The sequence below is a fragment of the Actinomadura rayongensis genome (assembly GCF_009831215.1).
GTDB lineage: Bacteria > Actinomycetota > Actinomycetes > Streptosporangiales > Streptosporangiaceae > Spirillospora > Spirillospora rayongensis.
Window position 1 is genome coordinate 245,227 of record NZ_WUTW01000008.1, and the last position, 18,401, is coordinate 263,627.

General features: G+C 73.8%; 17 protein-coding genes. 10 read left to right on the plus strand and 7 right to left on the minus strand.

The features are described 5' to 3' along the window. Nucleotides 1-136: 136 nt before the first annotated feature. The gene (locus GQ466_RS27650) at nucleotides 137-1,072 is read right to left on the minus strand and encodes a 5'-3' exonuclease (protein WP_202421185.1); all 936 of its coding nucleotides are present in this window, start codon (nucleotides 1,070-1,072) and stop codon (nucleotides 137-139) included. 87 nt (nucleotides 1,073-1,159) lie between these two features. Here GQ466_RS27650 and GQ466_RS27655 point away from each other — a divergent pair, with 87 nt between their 5' ends. From GQ466_RS27655 to GQ466_RS27675, 5 genes are all read left to right on the plus strand, one after another. Next, a complete protein-coding gene (locus tag GQ466_RS27655) occupies nucleotides 1,160-2,269 on the plus strand; it encodes a M24 family metallopeptidase (RefSeq protein ID WP_161105980.1) in 1,110 nt (369 codons plus the stop codon). A 323-nt stretch (nucleotides 2,270-2,592) separates the two neighbouring features. After that, nucleotides 2,593-3,831, plus strand: coding sequence for a sn-glycerol-3-phosphate ABC transporter ATP-binding protein UgpC (locus GQ466_RS27660; RefSeq protein ID WP_161105981.1), 1,239 nt, complete (start codon nucleotides 2,593-2,595; stop codon nucleotides 3,829-3,831). After that, a complete protein-coding gene (locus GQ466_RS27665) occupies nucleotides 3,828-5,141 on the plus strand; it encodes an ABC transporter substrate-binding protein (protein ID WP_161105982.1) in 1,314 nt (437 codons plus the stop codon). The genes GQ466_RS27660 and GQ466_RS27665 overlap by 4 nt, the downstream gene beginning before the upstream one ends. A 94-nt stretch (nucleotides 5,142-5,235) precedes the next feature. Next, the gene (locus GQ466_RS27670; RefSeq protein WP_161106020.1) at nucleotides 5,236-6,633 is read left to right on the plus strand and encodes an ABC transporter permease subunit; all 1,398 of its coding nucleotides are present in this window, start codon (nucleotides 5,236-5,238) and stop codon (nucleotides 6,631-6,633) included. Then, entirely contained in the window at nucleotides 6,630-7,565 is a 936-nt protein-coding gene (locus tag GQ466_RS27675; protein WP_161105983.1) for a carbohydrate ABC transporter permease, read from the plus strand. The genes GQ466_RS27670 and GQ466_RS27675 overlap by 4 nt, the downstream gene beginning before the upstream one ends. A 72-nt stretch (nucleotides 7,566-7,637) precedes the next feature. On the opposite strand, the gene GQ466_RS27680 is transcribed toward GQ466_RS27675, so the two are convergent. Continuing rightward, nucleotides 7,638-8,855 carry an ABC transporter ATP-binding protein gene (locus GQ466_RS27680; RefSeq protein WP_161105984.1) on the minus strand — a complete coding sequence of 406 codons (1,218 nt, stop codon included), beginning with the start codon at nucleotides 8,853-8,855 and terminating at the stop codon, nucleotides 7,638-7,640. Between the two features lie 113 nt (nucleotides 8,856-8,968). Here GQ466_RS27680 and GQ466_RS27685 point away from each other — a divergent pair, with 113 nt between their 5' ends. Further along, entirely contained in the window at nucleotides 8,969-9,970 is a 1,002-nt protein-coding gene (locus GQ466_RS27685; RefSeq protein WP_161105985.1) for a LacI family DNA-binding transcriptional regulator, read from the plus strand. A gap of 83 nt (nucleotides 9,971-10,053) precedes the next feature. Continuing rightward, nucleotides 10,054-10,494 (plus strand): winged helix-turn-helix transcriptional regulator, encoded by a 441-nt coding sequence (locus tag GQ466_RS27690; protein WP_161105986.1) that lies wholly within the window; start codon nucleotides 10,054-10,056, stop codon nucleotides 10,492-10,494. Here the strand turns inward: GQ466_RS27690 and GQ466_RS27695 are convergent. Continuing rightward, complete coding sequence (locus GQ466_RS27695; RefSeq protein ID WP_161105987.1) at nucleotides 10,491-11,387, minus strand: TIGR03619 family F420-dependent LLM class oxidoreductase; 897 nt, start codon at nucleotides 11,385-11,387, stop codon at nucleotides 10,491-10,493. The genes GQ466_RS27690 and GQ466_RS27695 overlap by 4 nt on opposite strands. A gap of 152 nt (nucleotides 11,388-11,539) precedes the next feature. On the opposite strand from GQ466_RS27695, the gene trhA reads away from it, so the two are divergent. Further along, complete coding sequence (gene trhA, locus GQ466_RS27700; protein WP_161105988.1) at nucleotides 11,540-12,205, plus strand: PAQR family membrane homeostasis protein TrhA; 666 nt, start codon at nucleotides 11,540-11,542, stop codon at nucleotides 12,203-12,205. A 42-nt stretch (nucleotides 12,206-12,247) separates the two neighbouring features. Continuing rightward, entirely contained in the window at nucleotides 12,248-12,769 is a 522-nt protein-coding gene (locus tag GQ466_RS27705) for a PH domain-containing protein (RefSeq protein ID WP_161105989.1), read from the plus strand. Nucleotides 12,770-12,782: 13 nt separating this feature from the next. Here GQ466_RS27705 and GQ466_RS27710 read toward each other — a convergent pair whose 3' ends face one another. The 4 genes from GQ466_RS27710 to GQ466_RS27725 form a co-directional block, all read right to left on the minus strand. Beyond that, a complete protein-coding gene (locus tag GQ466_RS27710) occupies nucleotides 12,783-13,343 on the minus strand; it encodes a DUF1707 and FHA domain-containing protein (RefSeq protein WP_161105990.1) in 561 nt (186 codons plus the stop codon). A gap of 44 nt (nucleotides 13,344-13,387) precedes the next feature. Next, complete coding sequence (locus tag GQ466_RS27715) at nucleotides 13,388-14,587, minus strand: acyl-CoA dehydrogenase family protein (RefSeq protein ID WP_161105991.1); 1,200 nt, start codon at nucleotides 14,585-14,587, stop codon at nucleotides 13,388-13,390. A 58-nt stretch (nucleotides 14,588-14,645) separates the two neighbouring features. Then, nucleotides 14,646-15,716, minus strand: a complete 1,071-nt coding sequence (locus tag GQ466_RS27720; RefSeq protein WP_161105992.1) for a DUF3616 domain-containing protein — start codon at nucleotides 15,714-15,716, stop codon at nucleotides 14,646-14,648. Between the two features lie 68 nt (nucleotides 15,717-15,784). After that, nucleotides 15,785-16,483: an iron-containing redox enzyme family protein gene (locus GQ466_RS27725; RefSeq protein ID WP_237418425.1), complete on the minus strand. Its 699-nt coding sequence runs from the start codon at nucleotides 16,481-16,483 to the stop codon at nucleotides 15,785-15,787. A gap of 381 nt (nucleotides 16,484-16,864) precedes the next feature. On the opposite strand from GQ466_RS27725, the gene GQ466_RS27730 reads away from it, so the two are divergent. Continuing rightward, nucleotides 16,865-18,196, plus strand: coding sequence for a DUF2252 domain-containing protein (locus GQ466_RS27730; RefSeq protein ID WP_161105994.1), 1,332 nt, complete (start codon nucleotides 16,865-16,867; stop codon nucleotides 18,194-18,196). The last annotated feature ends 205 nt before the right edge of the window (nucleotides 18,197-18,401 follow it).

Below are 18,401 nucleotides of genomic sequence, written 5' to 3' on the forward strand. Positions count from 1 at the left end.
GGCGGCGGGGCGTCCGGTGCCGGCGGTACCGGGTGGAACCCTTCGCCGGTCTCCATCGTGGGGCGGCGCGGCGCCCGCGTCTGCGTCACCTGACACACTGCGCGTTTCCGGGCAAGGGCCGCGGGTCAGAGGTCGGTCAGAGGTCGGCGCCGTCGCGGGCCAGGGCGTGCAGGAGCCGGTTGACGGGGCTGTGCAGCCCCCACCGGTCGGCGAGTTCGACGAGGGCGGCGGGGTCGCGCGGGCCGCTGGGGAGCCGGTCGTCCAGGACGGCGAGGACGGGGTCGTCGATGTCGGTGACGACCCGCACGACGGTCTCGGCGGCGGCGAGGTAGTCCCCGGCGGCCTCCAGGCGGCGCCGCGCGCCCGCCGGGAACCCCTCGGTCGTGCCGTCGGCGAGGGCGGCGCGGATCCCGGCGACCGACCCGAACCGGGTGACCAGGGCGGCGGCGGTCTTGTCGCCGATGCCGGGGACGCCGGGCAGCCCGTCGCTCGGGTCGCCGCGCAGGGTGGCGTAGTCGGCGTAGGCGCCGCCGGGGATGGCGTACTTGGCGGCGATCTCCTTCTCGCCCATGATCTGCAGGTTCCGGACGCCGCGCGCGGTGTAGAGGACGGCGACGGGCCCGGCGTCGTCGGCGAGCTGGAACAGGTCGCGGTCGCCGGTGACGATGTCGACGGGCCCGTCCGTCTTGCCGCGCACGGCGAGGGTGCCGATGACGTCGTCGGCCTCGTAGCCGGGGACGCCGGCGCGGGCGAGGCCGACGGCGTCCAGCACGGCGTCGATGACGGGCAGCTGGGCGCCGAGGGCGTCGGGCGTCTGGTCGCCGCCGTCGTCGGCGACGCGGTGCGCCTTGTAGGACGGGATCGCCGCGACGCGGAACTCCGGCCGCCAGTCGGCGTCCATGCAGCACACGAGCCGGCCGGGCGCGCGGTCCTGCACGAGCCGGGCGATCATGTCCAGGAGGCCGCGCACGGCGTTGACGGGCGTCCCGTCCGGCGCGGTCACCGACTCGGGCACGCCGAAGAAGGCGCGGAAGTACAGCGACGGCGTGTCCAGCAGCATCAGCCCGCTCATGGGCACCATCGTCGCACGCGCCGCCGACAGGACGCGGCGGCGCGTTTGGGATGCTGGGAGCGACGGGCGACAGGAGAGGAGACGGGTGTGACGACGGAGTTGTATCCGGCGGAGCGGGTCGGGCGGGTGCGGGACGCGGCGCGCGCGGCGGGTCTCGGGGCGGTGCTGCTGACGCCGGGCCCGGACCTGCGGTACGTGACGGGCTATGACGCCAAGCAGCTCGAACGGCTGACGTGCCTGGCCGTCCCGGCCGAGGGCGATCCGTTCCTCGTGGTGCCGCGGCTGGAGCTGCCCGCCGCGCAGGCGTCCCCGGCGGGGGCGCTCGGGGTGGAGCTGGTGCCGTGGGAGGAGACCGACGACCCGTACGCGCTGGTGGCGGCGCGGCTGCCGCGCGGGCTCGGGCGGGTGGCGGTCGCCGACCGGATGTGGGCGGTGATGGCGCTGCGGCTGCGGGCGGCCCTGCCGGACGCCGAGCAGGTCGCGGCGGGCACGGTCCTCGCGGACCTGCGGGTGCGCAAGAGCGCGGCGGAGGTGGCGGCGCTGCGCGCGGCGGGCGCGGCGATCGACCGCGTGCACCGGCGGGTGCCGGAGTTCCTGAAGCCGGGCCGCACCGAGCGCCAGGTCGGCCGGGACATCGCCGACGCGATCCTGGACGAGGGCCACTCGGCGGTCGACTTCGTGATCGTCGGGTCGGGGCCGAACGGCGCGAACCCGCACGCGGAGCTGAGCGACCGGGTGATCCGGCCGGGCGAGCCGGTGGTGGTGGACATCGGCGGGCAGATGCCGAGCGGGTACTGCTCGGACTCGACCCGCAACTACTGTGTGGGGGAGCCGCCGGCGGAGTACCGGGAGTACTTCGCGGTGCTGCTGGACGCGCAGCGGACGGCGCGGGCCGTCGTCCGCCCGGGCGTGACGGCGCAGGACGTCGACGCCGCCGCCCGCGACGTGATCGCCGGGGCGGACTACGGGGAGTTCTTCGTCCACCGGACCGGGCACGGGATCGGGCTGGAGACCCACGAGGAGCCCTACATCGTGGCGGGCAGCGCGGTGCCGCTGGAGCCGGGCATGGCGTTCTCGATCGAGCCGGGGATCTACCCGGGGCCGCACGGCGCGCGGATCGAGGACATCGTGATCTGCACCGAGGACGGCTGCGAGAGCGTGAACGGAACGCCGCGCGAGCTGGTCATCGTCGACTGACCGTCGACCGACCGCGGGATCGGTGCGGGGTGGGGCGGGGTCCGGCCGAGGCCGCGCCCCACCGGCGTTCCGGGACGTTCACACATCCATGGTCAAGCCGTGGCATCCGCCATGTCACGGGTGTGGCAGGGCAGATAACGATATCTGCACCAATAGGCTTCACGGTCGGTGATCGCCCTTGCGGCCCGCCTGTACGGCCCTGTAGTGCTTTGAGACATTGTTCCCCCCGGGTTACGAACGCATGTTCGCCAGGTTGCGGATCCGTCGTGGGGCCGGTGTCGAGCCGGTCGGTACGGAACCGCGCCGGACGCAGAGGAGACGCCGTGGCAGAGGTCGTCCTGACGAACGTCGGGAAGGTGTACCCCGACGGAACCCGTGCCGTGACCGGTCTGGACCTCACGATCGCCGACGGGGAGTTCCTGGTGCTGGTCGGCCCGTCGGGGTGCGGGAAGACGACGGCGCTGCGGATGGTCGCCGGGCTGGAGGAGATCTCCGAGGGCACGCTGACGATCGGCGGGCGCGTGGTGAACCGCGTCCCGCCCCGCGACCGCGACGTGGCGATGGTGTTCCAGAGCTACGCCCTCTACCCGCACCTGTCGGTCCGCGACAACATCGGCTTCGGGCTGTCGCTGCGCCGGATGGACAAGAAGGCCATCCGCGCGAAGGTCGAGGAGGCCGCGACGATCCTCGGCCTGACCGACCACCTGGACCGCAAGCCCCGCAACCTGTCGGGCGGGCAGCGCCAGCGCGTCGCGATGGGGCGCGCGATCGTCCGCGAGCCGCAGGCGTTCCTCATGGACGAGCCGCTGTCCAACCTCGACGCCAAGCTGCGGGTGCAGACCCGCGCGCAGATCGCCCGGATCCAGCGGGATCTCGGCGTCACCACGATCTACGTCACCCACGACCAGACCGAGGCGATGACGCTCGGCGACCGGGTGGCGGTGATGAAGCGGGGCGAGCTGCAGCAGGTCGCCCCGCCGCAGGAGCTCTACGACCGGCCCGCGAACCTGTTCGTGGCCGGTTTCATCGGCTCACCGGCCATGAACCTGATCCAGGGCGCGCTGTCGGGCACCGCGGAGAACCCGCGGGTCGCGATCGGCGGCCAGACGCTGGAGCTGCCGCCCGAGGTGTTCGCGGCGCGGCCCGACCTGGCCGGATACCTCGGCCGCGACGTCGTCGTCGGGATCCGTCCCGAGGACATGGAGGACGCCGCGCTGGCCGAGGGCTCGGACGGGACGACGCTGGTGTCGACCGCCGAGCTGGTCGAGGCGATGGGCTCGGACGTGCTCGTCCACTTCACCGTCGAGGCGTCCCAGGTCGTCACCGAGGACACCCGGGAGCTGGCCCGCGACGCGGGGGCCGACGTCCCCGGCGAGGGCGGCGCGGCACCGCACACCGACGTCGTCGGGCGGTTCAGCCCGCGCACCGGCGTCACCGTCGGCGATCCGGTCACGGTCCGCGTGGACACCGGACGCCTGCACTTCTTCGACATCGAGACCGGCGCGTCGATCTGGGGATCGGCCGCCGGTGCTTCCAGTGCTTCCAGGGAGGACGAGGGATGAGGATCAGCAGACGGGTGCTCGGCGCCGCGGTGGCGGCGGGCCTGGTGGCGTCGTCGGCCGCGGCGTGCGGCGGCGACGACAAGAAGGACGCCGGCTCGGGCGGCACCGAGCTGAAGGGCGTGAAGGTCGAGGTCGCCGCCAAGTGGACCGGGCCGGAGGAGCAGAACTTCCGCAAGGTCCTCAAGGCGTTCGAGGAGAAGACCGGCGCGACCGTCACCTACGCCTCCACCGGCGAGGACACCGACGCCTACCTCGGCCCCCGGCTGGACGCCAAGAACCCGCCGGACGTCGCGATCCTCCCGCAGCCCGGCCTGCTCCAGCAGTACGCCGCCAAGGGGCAGCTCAAGCCGCTCGGCCCGGACGTGGTGACCGAGGTCGACAAGAACTTCTCGCCGTACTGGCGGGACCTCGCCTCCTCGGGCGGCAAGTCCTACGGCGTGCTCGCCAAGGCCGCCTACAAGTCGATCCTGTGGTACCGGCCGCAGGCGTTCGCCGACGCGGGGATCCAGCCGCCGGCGACGTGGGCGGACCTGGTGAAGGACGCGCAGACGCTGCAGGACGCGGGCACGACGCCGTTCACGCTCGCCGCCGCGTCCAGCGACTCCTGGACGCTCACCGACTGGTTCGAGAACGTCTACCTGTCGCAGGCCGGGCCGGAGAACTACGACAAGCTCGCCCAGCACAAGATCAAGTGGACGGACCCGACCGTCGGCAAGGCGCTGGAGACCCTCGCGCAGATCTGGGGCAAGCCCGACTTCCTGGCGGGCGGCCTCGCGCAGGCCACCAAGACCAAGTTCGACGCGTCCGTCACCGACGTGTTCGGCACGCAGAAGGCCGCGATCGTCTACGGCGGCGACTTCGCCGCCGCGAACATCGCGACCACCAAGGCCAAGGTCGGCACCGACGCGAAGGTGTTCGCCTTCCCCAAGGCCGGGAACACCGCGCCCGCGCTGCTCGGCGGCGACATCGCCGTCGCGATGAAGGACGGCAAGGGCGCGATGGCGCTGATGAAGTTCCTCGCCTCGCCCGAGGCCGGGAAGGTGTGGGCCGGGCTCGGCGGCTACCTGTCGCCGAACAAGAACGTCCCGCCGTCGGCCTACAGCGACCCGATCGCCAAGCAGCTCATCGCGCAGCTCCAGCAGGCCGGCGACGCCGCCCGCTACGACCTGTCGGACCTGGCCCCGGCCGCGTTCGGCGCGACGCCCGGCAAGGGCGAGTGGGAGGCGCTGCGCGCGTTCGTGCAGAAGCCGTCCGACGTGAAGGGCACGCAGCGGCGGCTGGAGGACGAGGCCGCCAAGGCCTACAAGTAGGGACAGCAGGGCTTCCGTCCGGCGGGGCGCGCCGCGCGCCCCGCCGGAGCCGGCGCCCCGGCCGCCCGGCCGGGAACCCGAGGTGAGGGACATGATGGCTCCGCGAGAGGACACGCCGCCCGCGACGGCGGGCGCCGCGACGGGCGGCGCCGCCGCCACCGGGCCCGACGCCGGACCGGAGGTCGGGCCGGACGCGAGCACGGGGCGGCGGGACGGTTTGCGCCCGCCGTCGTGGCTGGCCGGGTCGTTCCTGCTGCCCGCGCTGGTGCTGCTCGGCTTCCTCGTCGTCTACCCGATCGTCTACACGGTGGTCCGGAGTCTCCTGGACTCCTCCGGCGGCTTCACCGTCGACAACTACAGCGGGATCTTCGAGGGGCACAGCAATCTGCTGGCCGTCCGGAACACGGCGATCTGGGTGGTGGTCGCGCCGACGCTGGTCACGATCGTCGGGCTGCTGTTCGCGGTCCTCACCGAGCGGATCCGGTGGGCGACGGCGTTCAAGCTCGTGGTGTTCATGCCGATGGCGATCTCGTTCCTGGCGTCCGGCGTGATCTTCCGGCTGGTATACGAGCAGGACCCCGACAAGGGCGTCGCGAACGCCGCGGTGGTCGCCGTCCACGACGCGTTCAGCGCCAAGACCGCCTATCCGGGGGCGGGGCCGCGCGCGGGCGCGGCGCAGCCGCTGCGCGCCGAGGGCGGCGCGGTCGTGACGTCCCGGCCGGTGACGGCGGGGAGCACGGCGCTGCTGCCGCTGCTGCGCGTCAAGCCCGAGTACCTGCCGGCCGAGCCGGTCCCGGCGCGGGCGGCGGCGCCGCCGGGCCCGGGGCGGATCACCGGGACGGTCTGGTTCGACTTCACCCGCGGCGGCGGCGGACGCCCGAACGCCGTCGACCCGTCGGAGGCGGGCCTGCCGGGCGTGCGGGTGCAGGCGGTGCGGGACGGGAAGGTCGTCGCGTCCGCCACCACCCGCGACGACGGCACCTTCACGCTGACCAAGGTCCCGGCGGGGCCGCTCACCCTGCGGCTGCCCGCCGATAACTTCACCGCGGCCTACGGCGGCGCCGAATGGCTCGGCGACACGCTCATCACGCCCGCGATCATCGGCGCGTACCTGTGGGTGTGGTCGGGGTTCGCGATGGTGCTGATCGCGGCCGGGCTCGCAGCGATCCCGCGCGACGCGCTGGAGGCCGCGCGGGTGGACGGCGCCACCGAGTGGCAGGTGTTCCGGCGGGTGACGATCCCGCTGCTGGCGCCGGTGCTGGTCGTGGTGCTGGTGACGCTCGTCATCAACGTCCTGAAGGTCTTCGACCTGGTCTTCGTCATCGGCGGCGGCGACCCCAACGCGGGGGTGCTGGCGCTGCAGATGTGGACCGAGTCGTTCGGCGGCGGCAACGACCAGGGGGCGGGCAGCGCGATCGCGGTGCTGCTGTTCCTGCTCGTGCTGCCCGCCATGCTGTTCAACATCCGGCGGCTGCGGCGGGAGCGGAAATGACGGCCCAGGAGACTGCCAGGGAAACGGCGGGCGGCACGGCCGGGGACGGCTCGGCGGGCGCGCCGCGCCGGGGGGTCGCCGCGCGGGTCGTCGGCCGGATCGGCGGCGGCGCGGTGCAGGCCGTGCTGGTGCTGGTGGCGCTGTTCTGGCTCGTCCCGACGCTCGGGCTGCTGGTGGCGTCGCTGCGGTCCAACGCCGACAACAACTCCAGCGGCTGGTGGACGGTGTTCACCAAGCCGTCGCAGCTCACGTTCTCGTCCTACAGCGCCCTGCTGGACAAGCCCGACTTCGTCGACTCGTTCTGGAACACGGTGCTCATCACCGTCCCGGCGACGGTGCTGGTCGTCCTCATCGCCTCGCTGGCGGCGTACGCGTTCGCGTGGCTGGAGTTCCCCGGCCGCGACTGGCTGTTCCTCGTGGTCGTCGCGCTGCTGGTGGTGCCGGTGCAGGTCGCGCTGGTGCCCGTCGCCAAGCTGTACGGCAGGATCGAGTTCGGCGGGTTCCAGATGTTCGGGTCGATCACCGGGGTGGTGCTGTTCCACGTCGCGTTCGGCCTGCCGTTCGCGATCTTCCTGCTGCGCAACTTCTTCGCCGCGATCCCCCGGGACCTGCTGGAGGCGGCGCGGATGGACGGCGGCTCGGAGTGGACGATCTTCCGCCGGGTGATCTTCCCGCTGGGCGGCCCGGCGATCGCCTCGCTCGGCATCTTCCAGTTCCTGTGGGTGTGGAACGACCTGCTGGTGTCGCTGGTGTTCGCCGACACCGACGCGCAGCCGATGACCAAGTGGCTGCAGTCGCAGATGCGGCAGTTCACCGGGAACATCGACATCCTGGCGCCGGGCGCGTTCCTGTCGCTGATCGTCCCGCTGGCGGTGTTCTTCGCGTTCCAGCGGTACTTCGTGCAGGGCGTGCTGGCCGGCTCGGTGAAGTGAGCCGGTGAGCCGGCGGGCGGCCCCGCGGTCCCGCACACGGGTGGACCGCGGGGCGCCCTTCTTCCGGTGGTCTCAGGCCCCGGCGCCGCCGTGGCCGATCGCCAGGCCCGTCGCGGGGTCGAAGAAGTGCAGGCGGCGGGTGTCCACGGCGACCTCGATCGCGTCGCCGGGGCGGACGCGGGAGCGGGAGTTGACCCGGGCCGTCCACAGGGCCTTGTCGGCGGCCAGGGGGAGCGCGGCGCCGTCGTCCCCGGCGCCCTCGTCGTCGGCGAGGTCGGCGGTGTCCTTGTGCTCGACCGGCGGCGCGTCGATCGGGAAGATGACGTTGATCTCGCTGCCCAGCTCCTCGGTGACCTGGGCGGTGGCGCGCAGCGGAGCCCAGCCGTCGCGGCCGGCGTGCGCGCCGTCCTCGAAGTCCGACGGCCGCACCCCGACGATCACCTCGCGGCCCGCGTAGGCGGCGAGGCCCGGGCGCTCGGCGGCGCGCGCGGCGGGGACGGGCAGGGTGAACCCGGCGAACGACACGGTCAGGCCGTCGTCGTCGCCGGTGAGGCGGGCGGTCGCGAAGTTCATCGCGGGCGAGCCGATGAACCCGGCGACGAACAGGTTCACCGGGTCCTCGAACAGCCGCTGCGGGGTGTCGACCTGCTGCAGGACGCCCTCGCGCAGCACGCAGACGCGGGTGCCGAGCGTCATCGCCTCGATCTGGTCGTGGGTGACGTAGACGGTCGTGACGCCGAGGCGGGCGTGGAGCTGGCTGAGGGACGCGCGCATCGACACCCGCAGCTTGGCGTCGAGGTTGGACAGCGGCTCGTCCATGAGGAACGCCTGCGGTTCGCGGACGATCGCGCGTCCCATCGCGACGCGCTGGCGCTGCCCGCCCGACAGCTCGGCGGGCTTGCGGTCCAGGAACTGCTCGAGACCGAGCATGCGGGCCGCGGCGACGACCTTGGCGCGCCGGTCCTCCTTGGACATGCCGCGCAGCTTCAGGCCGAACTCCAGGTTCTTCCCGACGGTCATGTGCGGGTAGAGGGCGTAGTTCTGGAAGACCATCGCGATGTCGCGGTCCTTGGGGGCCAGGTCGTTGACGACGCGGTCGCCGATCGCGACGGTCCCGGCGCTGATCTCCTCCAGGCCCGCGATCATCCGCAGGGCGGTGGACTTGCCGCAGCCCGACGGCCCGACGAGGACCATGAACTCGCCGTCCCCGATCTCCAGGTCCAGCCCGGACACGGCCTTGCCCCCGCCGCCGTAGACCTTGTCGACGCCCGTCAGCGTGATCCCCGCCATCGGGTCCCCCTCGCACTCAGTGGAAACGTTTCCATTCGGTGGTTAAGCGTTAAGCTCACCTGGCATAATCCGATCTAAGAGTATGGAAACGTTTCCAGGAAAGGGGGCGGGCGATGACGGCGACGATCAAGGACGTCGCGGCGGCGGCGGGCGTCGGGATCGCGACCGTGTCGCGGGTGTTCTCCGGCAACGGCCCGGTCGGCGCCGCGACCCGCGAGCGCGTCCTGGCCGCCGCCCGCGACCTCGGCTACCGGCCCGACGCCGCCGCGCGCGGGCTGAAGACGCGCGCGGCGGCGGGCATCGGGCTCGTCCTGCCCGACGTCGCCGACCCGTTCGCCGCCGAGCTGGCCGCCGGGGTGCTGGCCGCCGCCCGCGACCTCGGCGAGCACGTCGTGCTGGACGTCACCGGCGGCGACCCCGCCCGCGAGGCCGCCGTCGTGGAGCGGCTGGCCGGGCAGCGGCTCGGCGGCGTCGTCGCCGTCCCGGCCGGGCAGGACGCCGACTGGGCGGCGGCGGCCCGCGCCGGCGGCGTCGTGTTCGCCGACCGCGCGCTGCCGGCGTTCCCGCGGATCCCGGCCGTCCGCGCCGACGACGCGGCGGGCGTGCGGGCGCTGGTGGAGTACCTGACCGGGCTCGGGCACCGTCGCGTCGCGTTCCTCGGCGCCGCCGCGCCCGGCGCGGCCCCCGGCGTCCGCGAGCGCGCCTTCCGCGACGCCCTCGGCCGCGCCGAACCCGTGCTCGTGCCCGCCCGGACGTCCCGCGACAGCGCCTACGGGGCGGCGGCCGGGCTGTTGCAGAGCCGCCCGGACGTCACCGCCGTCGTCGCGTCGGGGCGGCTGCTCGGCGAGGCCGCCGTCCTCGTCGCGCGGGAGCTGGACCTGCGGGTGCCCGCGGACGTGTCCATCGCCGTGATCGACGACGTCCCGTGGGCGGAGCTGTGCGACCCGCCGCTCACCGCCGTCGCCCGCCCCGCCCGCGCGATGGGGCGCCGCGCGGCCGAGCTGCTGGCCCGCGACCCGGGCCGCGCCCGGCCCGCCGCGCCCGCGCCGCTGCCGACCGAGCTGGTCGTGCGGGGGAGCTGCGGCCCGCCGCGCGGCGGGCGGGGCGGACGCTGAGGAACCGCCGTGTCGCGCGTCCCGGCGCGGGCGAGATCGCCGGAGCGGCGGCGGAACGGCCCGGACCGCGCTATTTTTTCCGGGTGGAGGAGATTGATCGTCAGATACTGCGCCTTCTCGCCGACGACGGGCGGATGAGCTTCACCGATCTCGCGCGCGAGACGGGCCTGTCGGTGTCGGCGGTGCACCAGCGCGTGCGCCGGCTGCAGAAGCGGAACCTCATCAAGGGTTTCGCGGCCCGCCTGGACCACGAGCAGATCGGGCTGCCGCTGACCGCGTTCGTGTCGATCAAGCCGATCGACCCCGCCGCGCCCGACGACGCGCCGGACCGGCTGGCGGGCGTCCCGGAGATCGAGGCGTGCCACTCGGTCGCCGGGGACGAGAGCTACATCCTCAAGGTGCGGGTGGCGTCGCCGAACGCGCTGGAGGACCTCCTGCAGCGGATCCGCGCCGCCGCGAACGTCGCCACCCGCACCACGGTGGTGCTGAGCACCCCGTGGGAGGGGCGCCGCCCGCCGATCTAGGGCGCGAACTCCGCCAACGCCGTGCGCGCGGTGTCCAGGGCCCGGTCGGGGTCGGCGTCCGGCCCGATGATCTCGGGGTCGAAGTTCAGGTCGACGAACACCTCGGTCATGCCCTGCGCGGCGATCCGCTCCAGGTCGCCGCGGATCTCCGCCGGCGACCCGGTGAGCGGCGTCCGGTCCGCGGCGCCGCCGGGACGCAGCCGCACGGCGGCGCGGCAGACGAACCGCAGCGCGTCCGGATCCCGTCCGGCGTCGCGCGCGGCGTCGCGGACGACGCCGATGGAGCGGGCGAGGGTCGCCGGGTCGGCGCGGCTGCTGCTGATCCAGCCGTCGGCGCGGCGCCCGGCGCGGCGCAGCGCGGCGTCGGCGGTGCCGCCGAGCAGGACCGGCAGGGGCCGCTGGACGGGCGCGGGCTCGACGCGGATCGCGGGGAAGTCGTAGAACTCGCCGTGGAACTCGGCCGTGCCGTCGTCCCACAGGGCCCGCAGGATCGTCAGGTACTCCTCGGCGCGGGCGCCGCGCCGGGCCTGCGCGACGCCGGCCGCCGCGAACTCCTCGGGCATCCAGCCGGTGCCGAGGCCGAGGTCGAGCCGTCCGCCCGCGACGCGGTCCAGGGTGGCGGCCTGGTGGGCGAGCAGCGGGGGAGCGGTGAAGGGCAGGTTGAGGATCGCGACGCCGAGCCGGACGCGCTCGGTGTGCACGGCGAGGTAGGCCAGCGTGACGAGCGGGTCGGGGACGTTGCGGTACGGCGTCTCGGCCCCGGCGGGGTTGGCGACGCGCTGGAGCGTCCAGAGGGAGTGGTACCCGGCGGCCTCGGCCTCGCGGGCCAGGAGGGCCTGGCGGTCCGGCGTGGCCCAGGCGCCCGCGACGGGCACCGCGAACCCGGTCTTCATCCGGCGGCTCCTTCCTGCCTTGATCACTGATCTCCGACCTTACTATGTCAAGGCGGGGGGCGGGTGCCGCGTCACATCTCGCGGGGGGCGGAGGCGTGAACCGGCGCCCGGGGGATACCCTCAGCGCGGGAGCGGTCCCGAGGGGAGGATTCATGCGGCGTCCGGTGGAACAGTTGGCGCAGGCGGTGAAGCCGAAGCTGCGCGGGTGGCTGCACGCGGGGACGTTCCCGGTGGTGTTCGTGGCGGGGCTGGTGATGGTCGCGCTCGGCCCGACGCTGGCGGCGCGGCTGTGCGCGGCGGTGTACGCGCTGACGTCGGCGCTGCTGTTCGGGGTGTCGGCGTTCTACCACCGGGGCCGCTGGTCGCCGGGGGTCGGCGAGGTGCTGCGCCGCTTCGACCACGCCAACATCTACCTGATCATCGCCGGGACGTACACGCCGTTCGCGTACCTGATCCTGGACGGCATGGCGCGCGTGCTGGTGCTGTCGGTGGTGTGGGGCGGGGCGCTGGCGGGCGTGCTGTTCCGCGTGCTGTGGGTGGGGGCGCCGCGCTGGCTGTACACGCTGCTGTACATCGGGCTGGGCTGGGTGGCGGCGTTCTTCGTCCCGCAGTTCCTGGACGGCACGGGCGCGGCGGTCGCGGTGCTGGTGATGATCGGCGGCGTGCTGTACAGCGTGGGCGGGCTGGTGTACGGGCTGCGGCGCCCGGACCCGTCGCCGCGCTATTTCGGTTTCCACGAGGTGTTCCACGCGTTCACGATCGCGGCGTACGTGCTGCAGTACATCGCGGTGTCGTTCGTGGTGTACCGGGCGGTGTGATGCGGGTTCCGGGGGCGGGCGGGCTGTGTAAGGATGCCCGGCATGGGGTTCGCTGACCGGTACATCGCCGAGGACGAAGCGCTGGTGCTGGCCACGCGCCGCCACTGGACCGAGATGATCGAGGAGTTCCTGCTCCTGGCGCTGGTGTGGGTCGTGGCGGGCGCGGCGGCGTGGGCGCTGCCGCTGGACGAGGACTGGGGCCGGACGGCCGGGTACGTCGTGCTGGGCCTCGCGGTGGTCGCGTCGGTGTGGTTCTGGCTGGTGCCGCTGCTGCGGTGGCGCGCGGAGATGTACATCCTCACCACCAAGCGGATCTACCTGCGGAAGGGCTTCCTGACCAAGTCGGGGCACAGCATCCCGCTGGCGCGGGTGAACGACGTGGCGTTCCGGGCGACGCTGTGGCAGCGGATCATGCGGTACGGGACGCTGGACGTGCAGTCGGCGTCCGAGCACGGGATGCTGCGGCTCAAGCGGGTGCCCGACCCGGAGGGGTTCAAGATGCGGATCGACCAGGCCGCGGCGGCCGAGCAGTCGCGCTACCAGCGGGGCCCCGGCCCGGTCTGAGGCGCCGCGCCCCTCAGGGGGCGGCGGCGATGAAGCGGCACTCGCCGAACGCGACCTCGTCGCCGGGGCGGAGCCGGGCGGGCCCGGTGAGGCGGCGGCCGTTGACGCGGGTGCCGTTCATGGAGCCGAGGTCGTGGACGGTCCAGTGCTCGGCGCCGGGCGTGCGGTGGATCTCGGCGTGCAGCCGGGACACGGTCCGGTCGGGCAGCGTGAGGTGGCAGCCGGGGGCGCGGCCGACGAGGATGCGCGCCAGGCCGTCGGGCGGGAGCGCGAAGCGCGGCAGGCGCGGCGCGCGCCACGCCTCCTCCAGCCGGGCGGTGACGACCGACAGGCCGGCGATGAGCCCGGTGAGGCGGCGGGTGACGCGGCTCGTCGGCGGGAGGTCCTCGACGATCCCGGCGAGTTCGGCGTCGCTGCGGGCGCGCAGGGCGCGGTCGACGCGCTGCTCGAAGGTGTCCTGCGAGAGCCGTCCCTCGGCGTGGTGGTCGGCGAGGACGCGCAGGACGCGGTCGCGTTCGGCGTCGGAGGCGCGTGCGGGGACGAGCCCGTGGTGTTCGTGCGCGACGCCGTCCATGAACGTCAGTATCGAGCGCGCCGCACGCCGTGTCCAGACGGGGGTCAGCGCGACAGGAGGTCGCGGGCGATGTGGGTGATCTGGATCTCGTCGGTGCCCGCGTAGATTTGAAAACTCTTGGCGTCGCGGGCGAGCTGCTCGACGCGGTACTCGCTCATGTAGCCGTTGCCGCCGAACAGCTGGACGGCCTCCTGCGCGACCTCGGACGCGGCCTGCGCGGCGTACAGCTTCATCGCCGACGCCTCGGCGAGGGTGGTGTCGCGTCCGGCGCGCTGCATCTCCAGGTGCCGGAAGACGAGGTTCTGGACGTTGAGGCGCGCGACCTCCATCTTGGCGAGCTTGAGCTGGACGAGCTGGAACTCGCCGATCGCCTGCCCCCACAGCCGCCGGTCGCGGGCGTAGGCGACCGACAGGCGCAGGCACTCCTCGATGACGCCGAGGGCCATCGCGGCGACGCCGGCGCGCTCGGTGACGAAGTTCTGCCGGGCGGACTCGCGTCCGCCGCCGTCGCCGGCGGGCAGCAGCCGGTCGGCTCCGGCGCGGACGTCGGTGAGCAGGAGCTGCCCGGTGGGGGAGGAGTGCAGGCCCATCTTGCGCAGGGCGGGGGTCTGCTCCAGGCCGGGCATGCCGCGGTCCAGGACGAAGGTGAGGATCTCGCGGTCGCGGGGCGGGCGGCCGTCGTCGAGCTTGCAGTAGAACACGATGGTGTCGGCGTGGGGGCCGTTGGTGATGAAGGTCTTGTTGCCGTTGAGGACGTAGCCGTCGCCGTCGCGGCGGGCGGTGGCGGCCATGCCGCCGAACGCGTCGGAGCCGGAGCCGGGCTCGGTGATGGCCCAGGCGCCGACCTTGTCGAGGGTGAGCAGGTCCAGGCCCCAGCGGTCCTTCTGCTCGGGGGTGCCGCGCTTCATGATCGTCCCGGCGGCGAGGCCGAGGCTGACGCCGAGCGCGGTGACCAGGCCGGGCGCGACGCGCGACAGCTCGATGACGGGGAGCAGGGCCATGGATCCGCCGCGCGCGACGTCCCCGCCGCCGTCCCGGGCGCCGTCCCGGGCGCCGTCGCGGCGGGACGCGAACGAGGTGCGGGCCAGCTCGTCCATCCCGAACGTGCGGAACAGGTCGCGCAGCAGGTCGTAGGGCGGGAGGGCCCCGGAGTCCAGGTCGTCCAGGCAGGGACGGACCTTGGCGTCGATCCAGTCGCGGACGGCGTCGCGGACCATGACGTCTTCGTCGGACCACTCGATCATGCGTCACCTCTCGTCGTGCCGGGGACCATCCAAGCAGACGAGGAAAGCGGACGCTTACTCAGGGGAGGAGGACGACGTCCGCGTAGATCCCGGTGCCGGTGAGCCGCGCGGCGGCGGGGCTGTCGTAGACGACGAGCAGCCGCGTCCCGTCGGGGGAGCGTTCCAGGACGGCGATGCCCTCGGCGTGGTCCTCGCCGTCGCCGTGCGGGAGGTCGCCGAGGACGGTGAGGGCGTCGTCGCGCAGCACGCCGGGCGCGTCGGCGTGCGCGGCGCCCGCCCACCGCACGACGCGGACGGGTCCCGACAGCGCCATGCTGGGGCCGGTGAGGATGAGCAGGTCGTCGCCGTCGGGGCACAGGTCGCGGATGCCGAGGCCGCCGAGGTCGAGGAAGTGGGTGCGGTACCGCTCGCCGTCGTCGCCGAACGGCAGCGCGACGAGGCGGCGCGGGTCGGCGGGGTGCGGGCCGGGGCGGATCTCGACCAGGACGGCCCAGCCGCGCAGGACGGGCCCGCGCAGCCCGAGGTAGAGGCGGTCGCCGTGGACGGCGACGCCCTCGACGTCCAGCCCGTTGTCCTTGCTCGGGACGGCCAGGAACGGCGCGAGGTGCGGGTCGTCGGCGAGCAGGTCGGCGACCGAGTCCTTGTCCAGGCCGAGCGCGGCGGCGGTGCGGTCCCCGTCGCGGGCGACCGGCTCGGGCAGCCCGTCGGCGCCGGCGGCGAGGGGGATGCGGGCGAGCAGATACCGGTTGTCCTCGCGGACGACGGTCGCCAGGCGGCGCCGGGCCTTGCGGTCGGACTGCCCGTCCTTGATCCGCTTGCGCTTGAGGCTGTGCGACCCGACCGCCCACAGCCAGCCGCCGTGCACGGCGAGGCCCTCGATGTCGGCCTCCTCGCCGTCGCCGGCGGGCAGCGGCACGAAGTCGCCGAGCGCGACCGTGCGGTGCCCGGTGTAGGCGGTGACGCGGCCGTCCGCGCCGGTCACGGCGGTGAGGCGCTCGACGGTGGCGGTCTCGTCGCCCGCGACCCACAGGCAGTCCCCGTCGCGGCGGACGGCCGACAGGTTGGTGTGCGTCTCGTTCGCCCGGCTCTCGTCCTCGAAGCGCAGTTCGACCCGGCGTTCCACGATCATGCGCAGATCGTCCCACAGGTCGGGGACGCGGGAACGCCGGGCCGGGCGTCCGGGTCAGGTCAGGGCGCTCAGGTCAGGGTGCGCATGGCGCGGTGCACCGCCGCCCAGTAGGCGGCGGTGAGGTCCAGCACACCGTCGAACCCGCGGCGGACCTGCGCGAGGTCGACCTCGTCGCGGCACACGTCGGCGGCGGCGGCGACCAGCTCCTCCCGGTCGGACTTGGCGGCCTCGCAGATGTGGACGTAGAAGTACTCGCAGGAGGCGTGGAACTCCTCCTCGTCGTACAGGTGCTTGTAGTTGCGCATCCCCTCGTACATGCGGATGGTCGTGGAGTGCGCGAGGGCGTCCTGGGCGAGCAGCGCGCCCTGCACGACGCGCGGGTCGGCGTCGGTGAACAGGGCGCGGCGGGCGTCGCCGAACGCGCGGGTCTCGGGGCGGCCCCCGCCGGCGCGCAGCTCCTGGACGGAGTACCCGCCGCCGCGCAGCCGCCCGAGCAGGCCGGTCAGCATGCGCTCCAGCAGCAGCAGGTGCGCCTTGTCGGGGTCGCCGTTGCCGTACTCGGTGTAGAGGTGCTTGACGCGGGCGGCGCGGGCGGCCAGGTCGTCGGTGTGCAGGACCGACAGCGCGATCATCACGGTCGTGTCGATCGTGCGGGCGTAGAACTCGCGGGCGAACACCTCCACCTGCCGGAAGGGGAGCGGACCCGACATCCAGTGCCGGTAGAACTCGTTCTCCAGCGCGGGATGGCGGCGGACCGAACCGGCCATGTCCCGGATCGTTTCCGTGGCGGCGGCGTGCTGGACGGGCAATGGATCTCCCTCGACGGGGTCGGACGGCGGGCGACTCGAAGACAACCTACGACGGTTACCGGGAGTCGGAAACAATGTTGCGTGCCGGTTCCGCGGCGCGAACAGTCCTGATCATGACCGAAGGTGGTCAGGGCCCGCACCGGCGGCGTCAAGGGGGAGCGGCCGGACGCGCACTGGCCGGATCCGGCCGGATCCGGGCGGGCCCCGGCGGGCGTCACACTCCGGAACGTTCCCGCGCGTTCGCGTGATCTTTCCGCCCGCCGGCGGAGCGGTTCGGCACAATGCTCTCGAATCCGCCGGTGGGGCGGATTCCCCTTCCCTTCCTGCTAGGAGCCCACGATGGCCGGCATCACCGCGGCGTTGCGCGACCGCGACCCCAAGGACCGCCGCGCGGAGATCGTCGCCGTGCTGGTCGAGGCGTTCGCGCCGCTGATGGACCGCGCGCCCGCCGAGTTCCGCCGCCGCTTCCGCCGGATGGCGTCCGACCCGTTCGCGTTCTACCGGGGCAGCGCGTGCCTGTTCTACGCCGACATGGCCCGCGACGAGGACCCGTGGGCCGACGAGCGCACGTCCCGGGTGTGGATCCAGGGCGACCTGCACGCGCAGAACTTCGGCACCTACATGACCGACGACGGCGTGTTCGTGTTCGACGTCAACGACTTCGACGAGGCCTACGTCGGGCACTTCACCTGGGACGTGAAGCGGCTGGTCGCGAGCGTGGCGCTGCTGGCGTGGGGCAAGGCGCTGTCGGACGCCGACATCCACCGCCTCATCGAGACCTACGTCCGCGCCTACGTCGACCAGGTCCGGCACTTCGCCGAGCACGGCGACGACGACGCGTTCGCGCTGACCCTCGACACCGCCGACGGGTACGTCCGCGACGTGCTGGTCGCGGCGCTGTCGTCCACGCGGATCGCGCTGCTGAACCGGCTGACGCGGGTGGAGCACGACGGGCGCCGGTTCCGCGAGCACCCCGGGCACCGGCGGCTGGACGACGCCGAGCGCGCCCGCGTCGAGGCCGCCTACCGCGCCTACCTGGACACCATCCCGGCCGACAAGCGGTTCCGGGAGCTGACCTACGCGGTGAAGGACATCGTCGGGTCGTCGGGGTTCGGGATCGGGTCGGCGGGCCTGTCGGCGTACACGATCCTGGTGGAGGGGCACAGCCAGGCGCTGGAGAACGACGTCATCCTGTCGATGAAGCAGGGCAACATCGCCGCGCCGTCGCGGATCGTCGACGACGCCCGCATCCGCGAGTACTTCCGCCACCACGGGCACCGCACGGCCGTGTCGCGGCGCGCGCTGCAGGCCAACGCCGACCCGTGGCTCGGGTACACCGAGCTGGACGGCGTCGGGTACGTCGTGCAGGAGCTGTCCCCCTACGAGGCGGACCTGGACTGGTCGGCGCTGACCGAGCCGGAGGAGATGGTGCCCGTCCTGGACGACCTCGGCCGCGCCACCGCCAAGATCCACTGCGTGTCCGACACCGACTCCGACCACACCCTCGTCGGGTTCCAGGTCGAGGACGCGATCAGCGCGGTGATCGGCGCGGACGAGTCGGCGTTCGTGGCGGCGATGATCGAGTTCGGCACCGAGTACGCGGCGGTGGTCCGCGACGACCACCGGCTGTTCGTGGACGCGTTCCGCAACCACGAGATCCCGGGACTGTGACGCGCCGCCGTCCCCGGGCCCGCCGCGGGCCCGGGGACGGCGCCTCCGGGGTCAGCGGGTGAACGCCAGGGACGCGCCCGCGCTGATCATCACGACGAGCACGACCGCCACGACCGGCTGGCCGAGCGGCCCGGGCCGCCGCCGGGCCTGCGCGGCGGCGGCCGGCGCGGCGTGCCGCACGGGCGCCGCGGCCGGACGCGGCGGC

Excerpts from the sequence above, each read along its gene's own strand:
- GQ466_RS27650 (WP_202421185.1), bottom strand. The coding sequence starts at position 1,072 with ATGAGCGGGCTGATGCTGCTGGACACGCCGTCGCTGTACTTCCGCGCC.
- GQ466_RS27665 (WP_161105982.1), top strand. The coding sequence starts at position 3,828 with ATGAGGATCAGCAGACGGGTGCTCGGCGCCGCGGTGGCGGCGGGCCTG.
- GQ466_RS27670 (WP_161106020.1), top strand. The coding sequence starts at position 5,236 with ATGGCTCCGCGAGAGGACACGCCGCCCGCGACGGCGGGCGCCGCGACG.
- GQ466_RS27675 (WP_161105983.1), top strand. The coding sequence starts at position 6,630 with ATGACGGCCCAGGAGACTGCCAGGGAAACGGCGGGCGGCACGGCCGGG.
- GQ466_RS27680 (WP_161105984.1), bottom strand. The coding sequence starts at position 8,855 with ATGGCGGGGATCACGCTGACGGGCGTCGACAAGGTCTACGGCGGCGGG.
- GQ466_RS27685 (WP_161105985.1), top strand. The coding sequence starts at position 8,969 with ATGACGGCGACGATCAAGGACGTCGCGGCGGCGGCGGGCGTCGGGATC.
- GQ466_RS27695 (WP_161105987.1), bottom strand. The coding sequence starts at position 11,387 with ATGAAGACCGGGTTCGCGGTGCCCGTCGCGGGCGCCTGGGCCACGCCG.
- trhA (WP_161105988.1), top strand. The coding sequence starts at position 11,540 with ATGCGGCGTCCGGTGGAACAGTTGGCGCAGGCGGTGAAGCCGAAGCTG.
- GQ466_RS27705 (WP_161105989.1), top strand. The coding sequence starts at position 12,248 with ATGGGGTTCGCTGACCGGTACATCGCCGAGGACGAAGCGCTGGTGCTG.
- GQ466_RS27710 (WP_161105990.1), bottom strand. The coding sequence starts at position 13,343 with ATGGACGGCGTCGCGCACGAACACCACGGGCTCGTCCCCGCACGCGCC.
- GQ466_RS27715 (WP_161105991.1), bottom strand. The coding sequence starts at position 14,587 with ATGATCGAGTGGTCCGACGAAGACGTCATGGTCCGCGACGCCGTCCGC.
- GQ466_RS27720 (WP_161105992.1), bottom strand. The coding sequence starts at position 15,716 with ATGATCGTGGAACGCCGGGTCGAACTGCGCTTCGAGGACGAGAGCCGG.
- GQ466_RS27725 (WP_237418425.1), bottom strand. The coding sequence starts at position 16,483 with ATGGCCGGTTCGGTCCGCCGCCATCCCGCGCTGGAGAACGAGTTCTAC.
- GQ466_RS27730 (WP_161105994.1), top strand. The coding sequence starts at position 16,865 with ATGGCCGGCATCACCGCGGCGTTGCGCGACCGCGACCCCAAGGACCGC.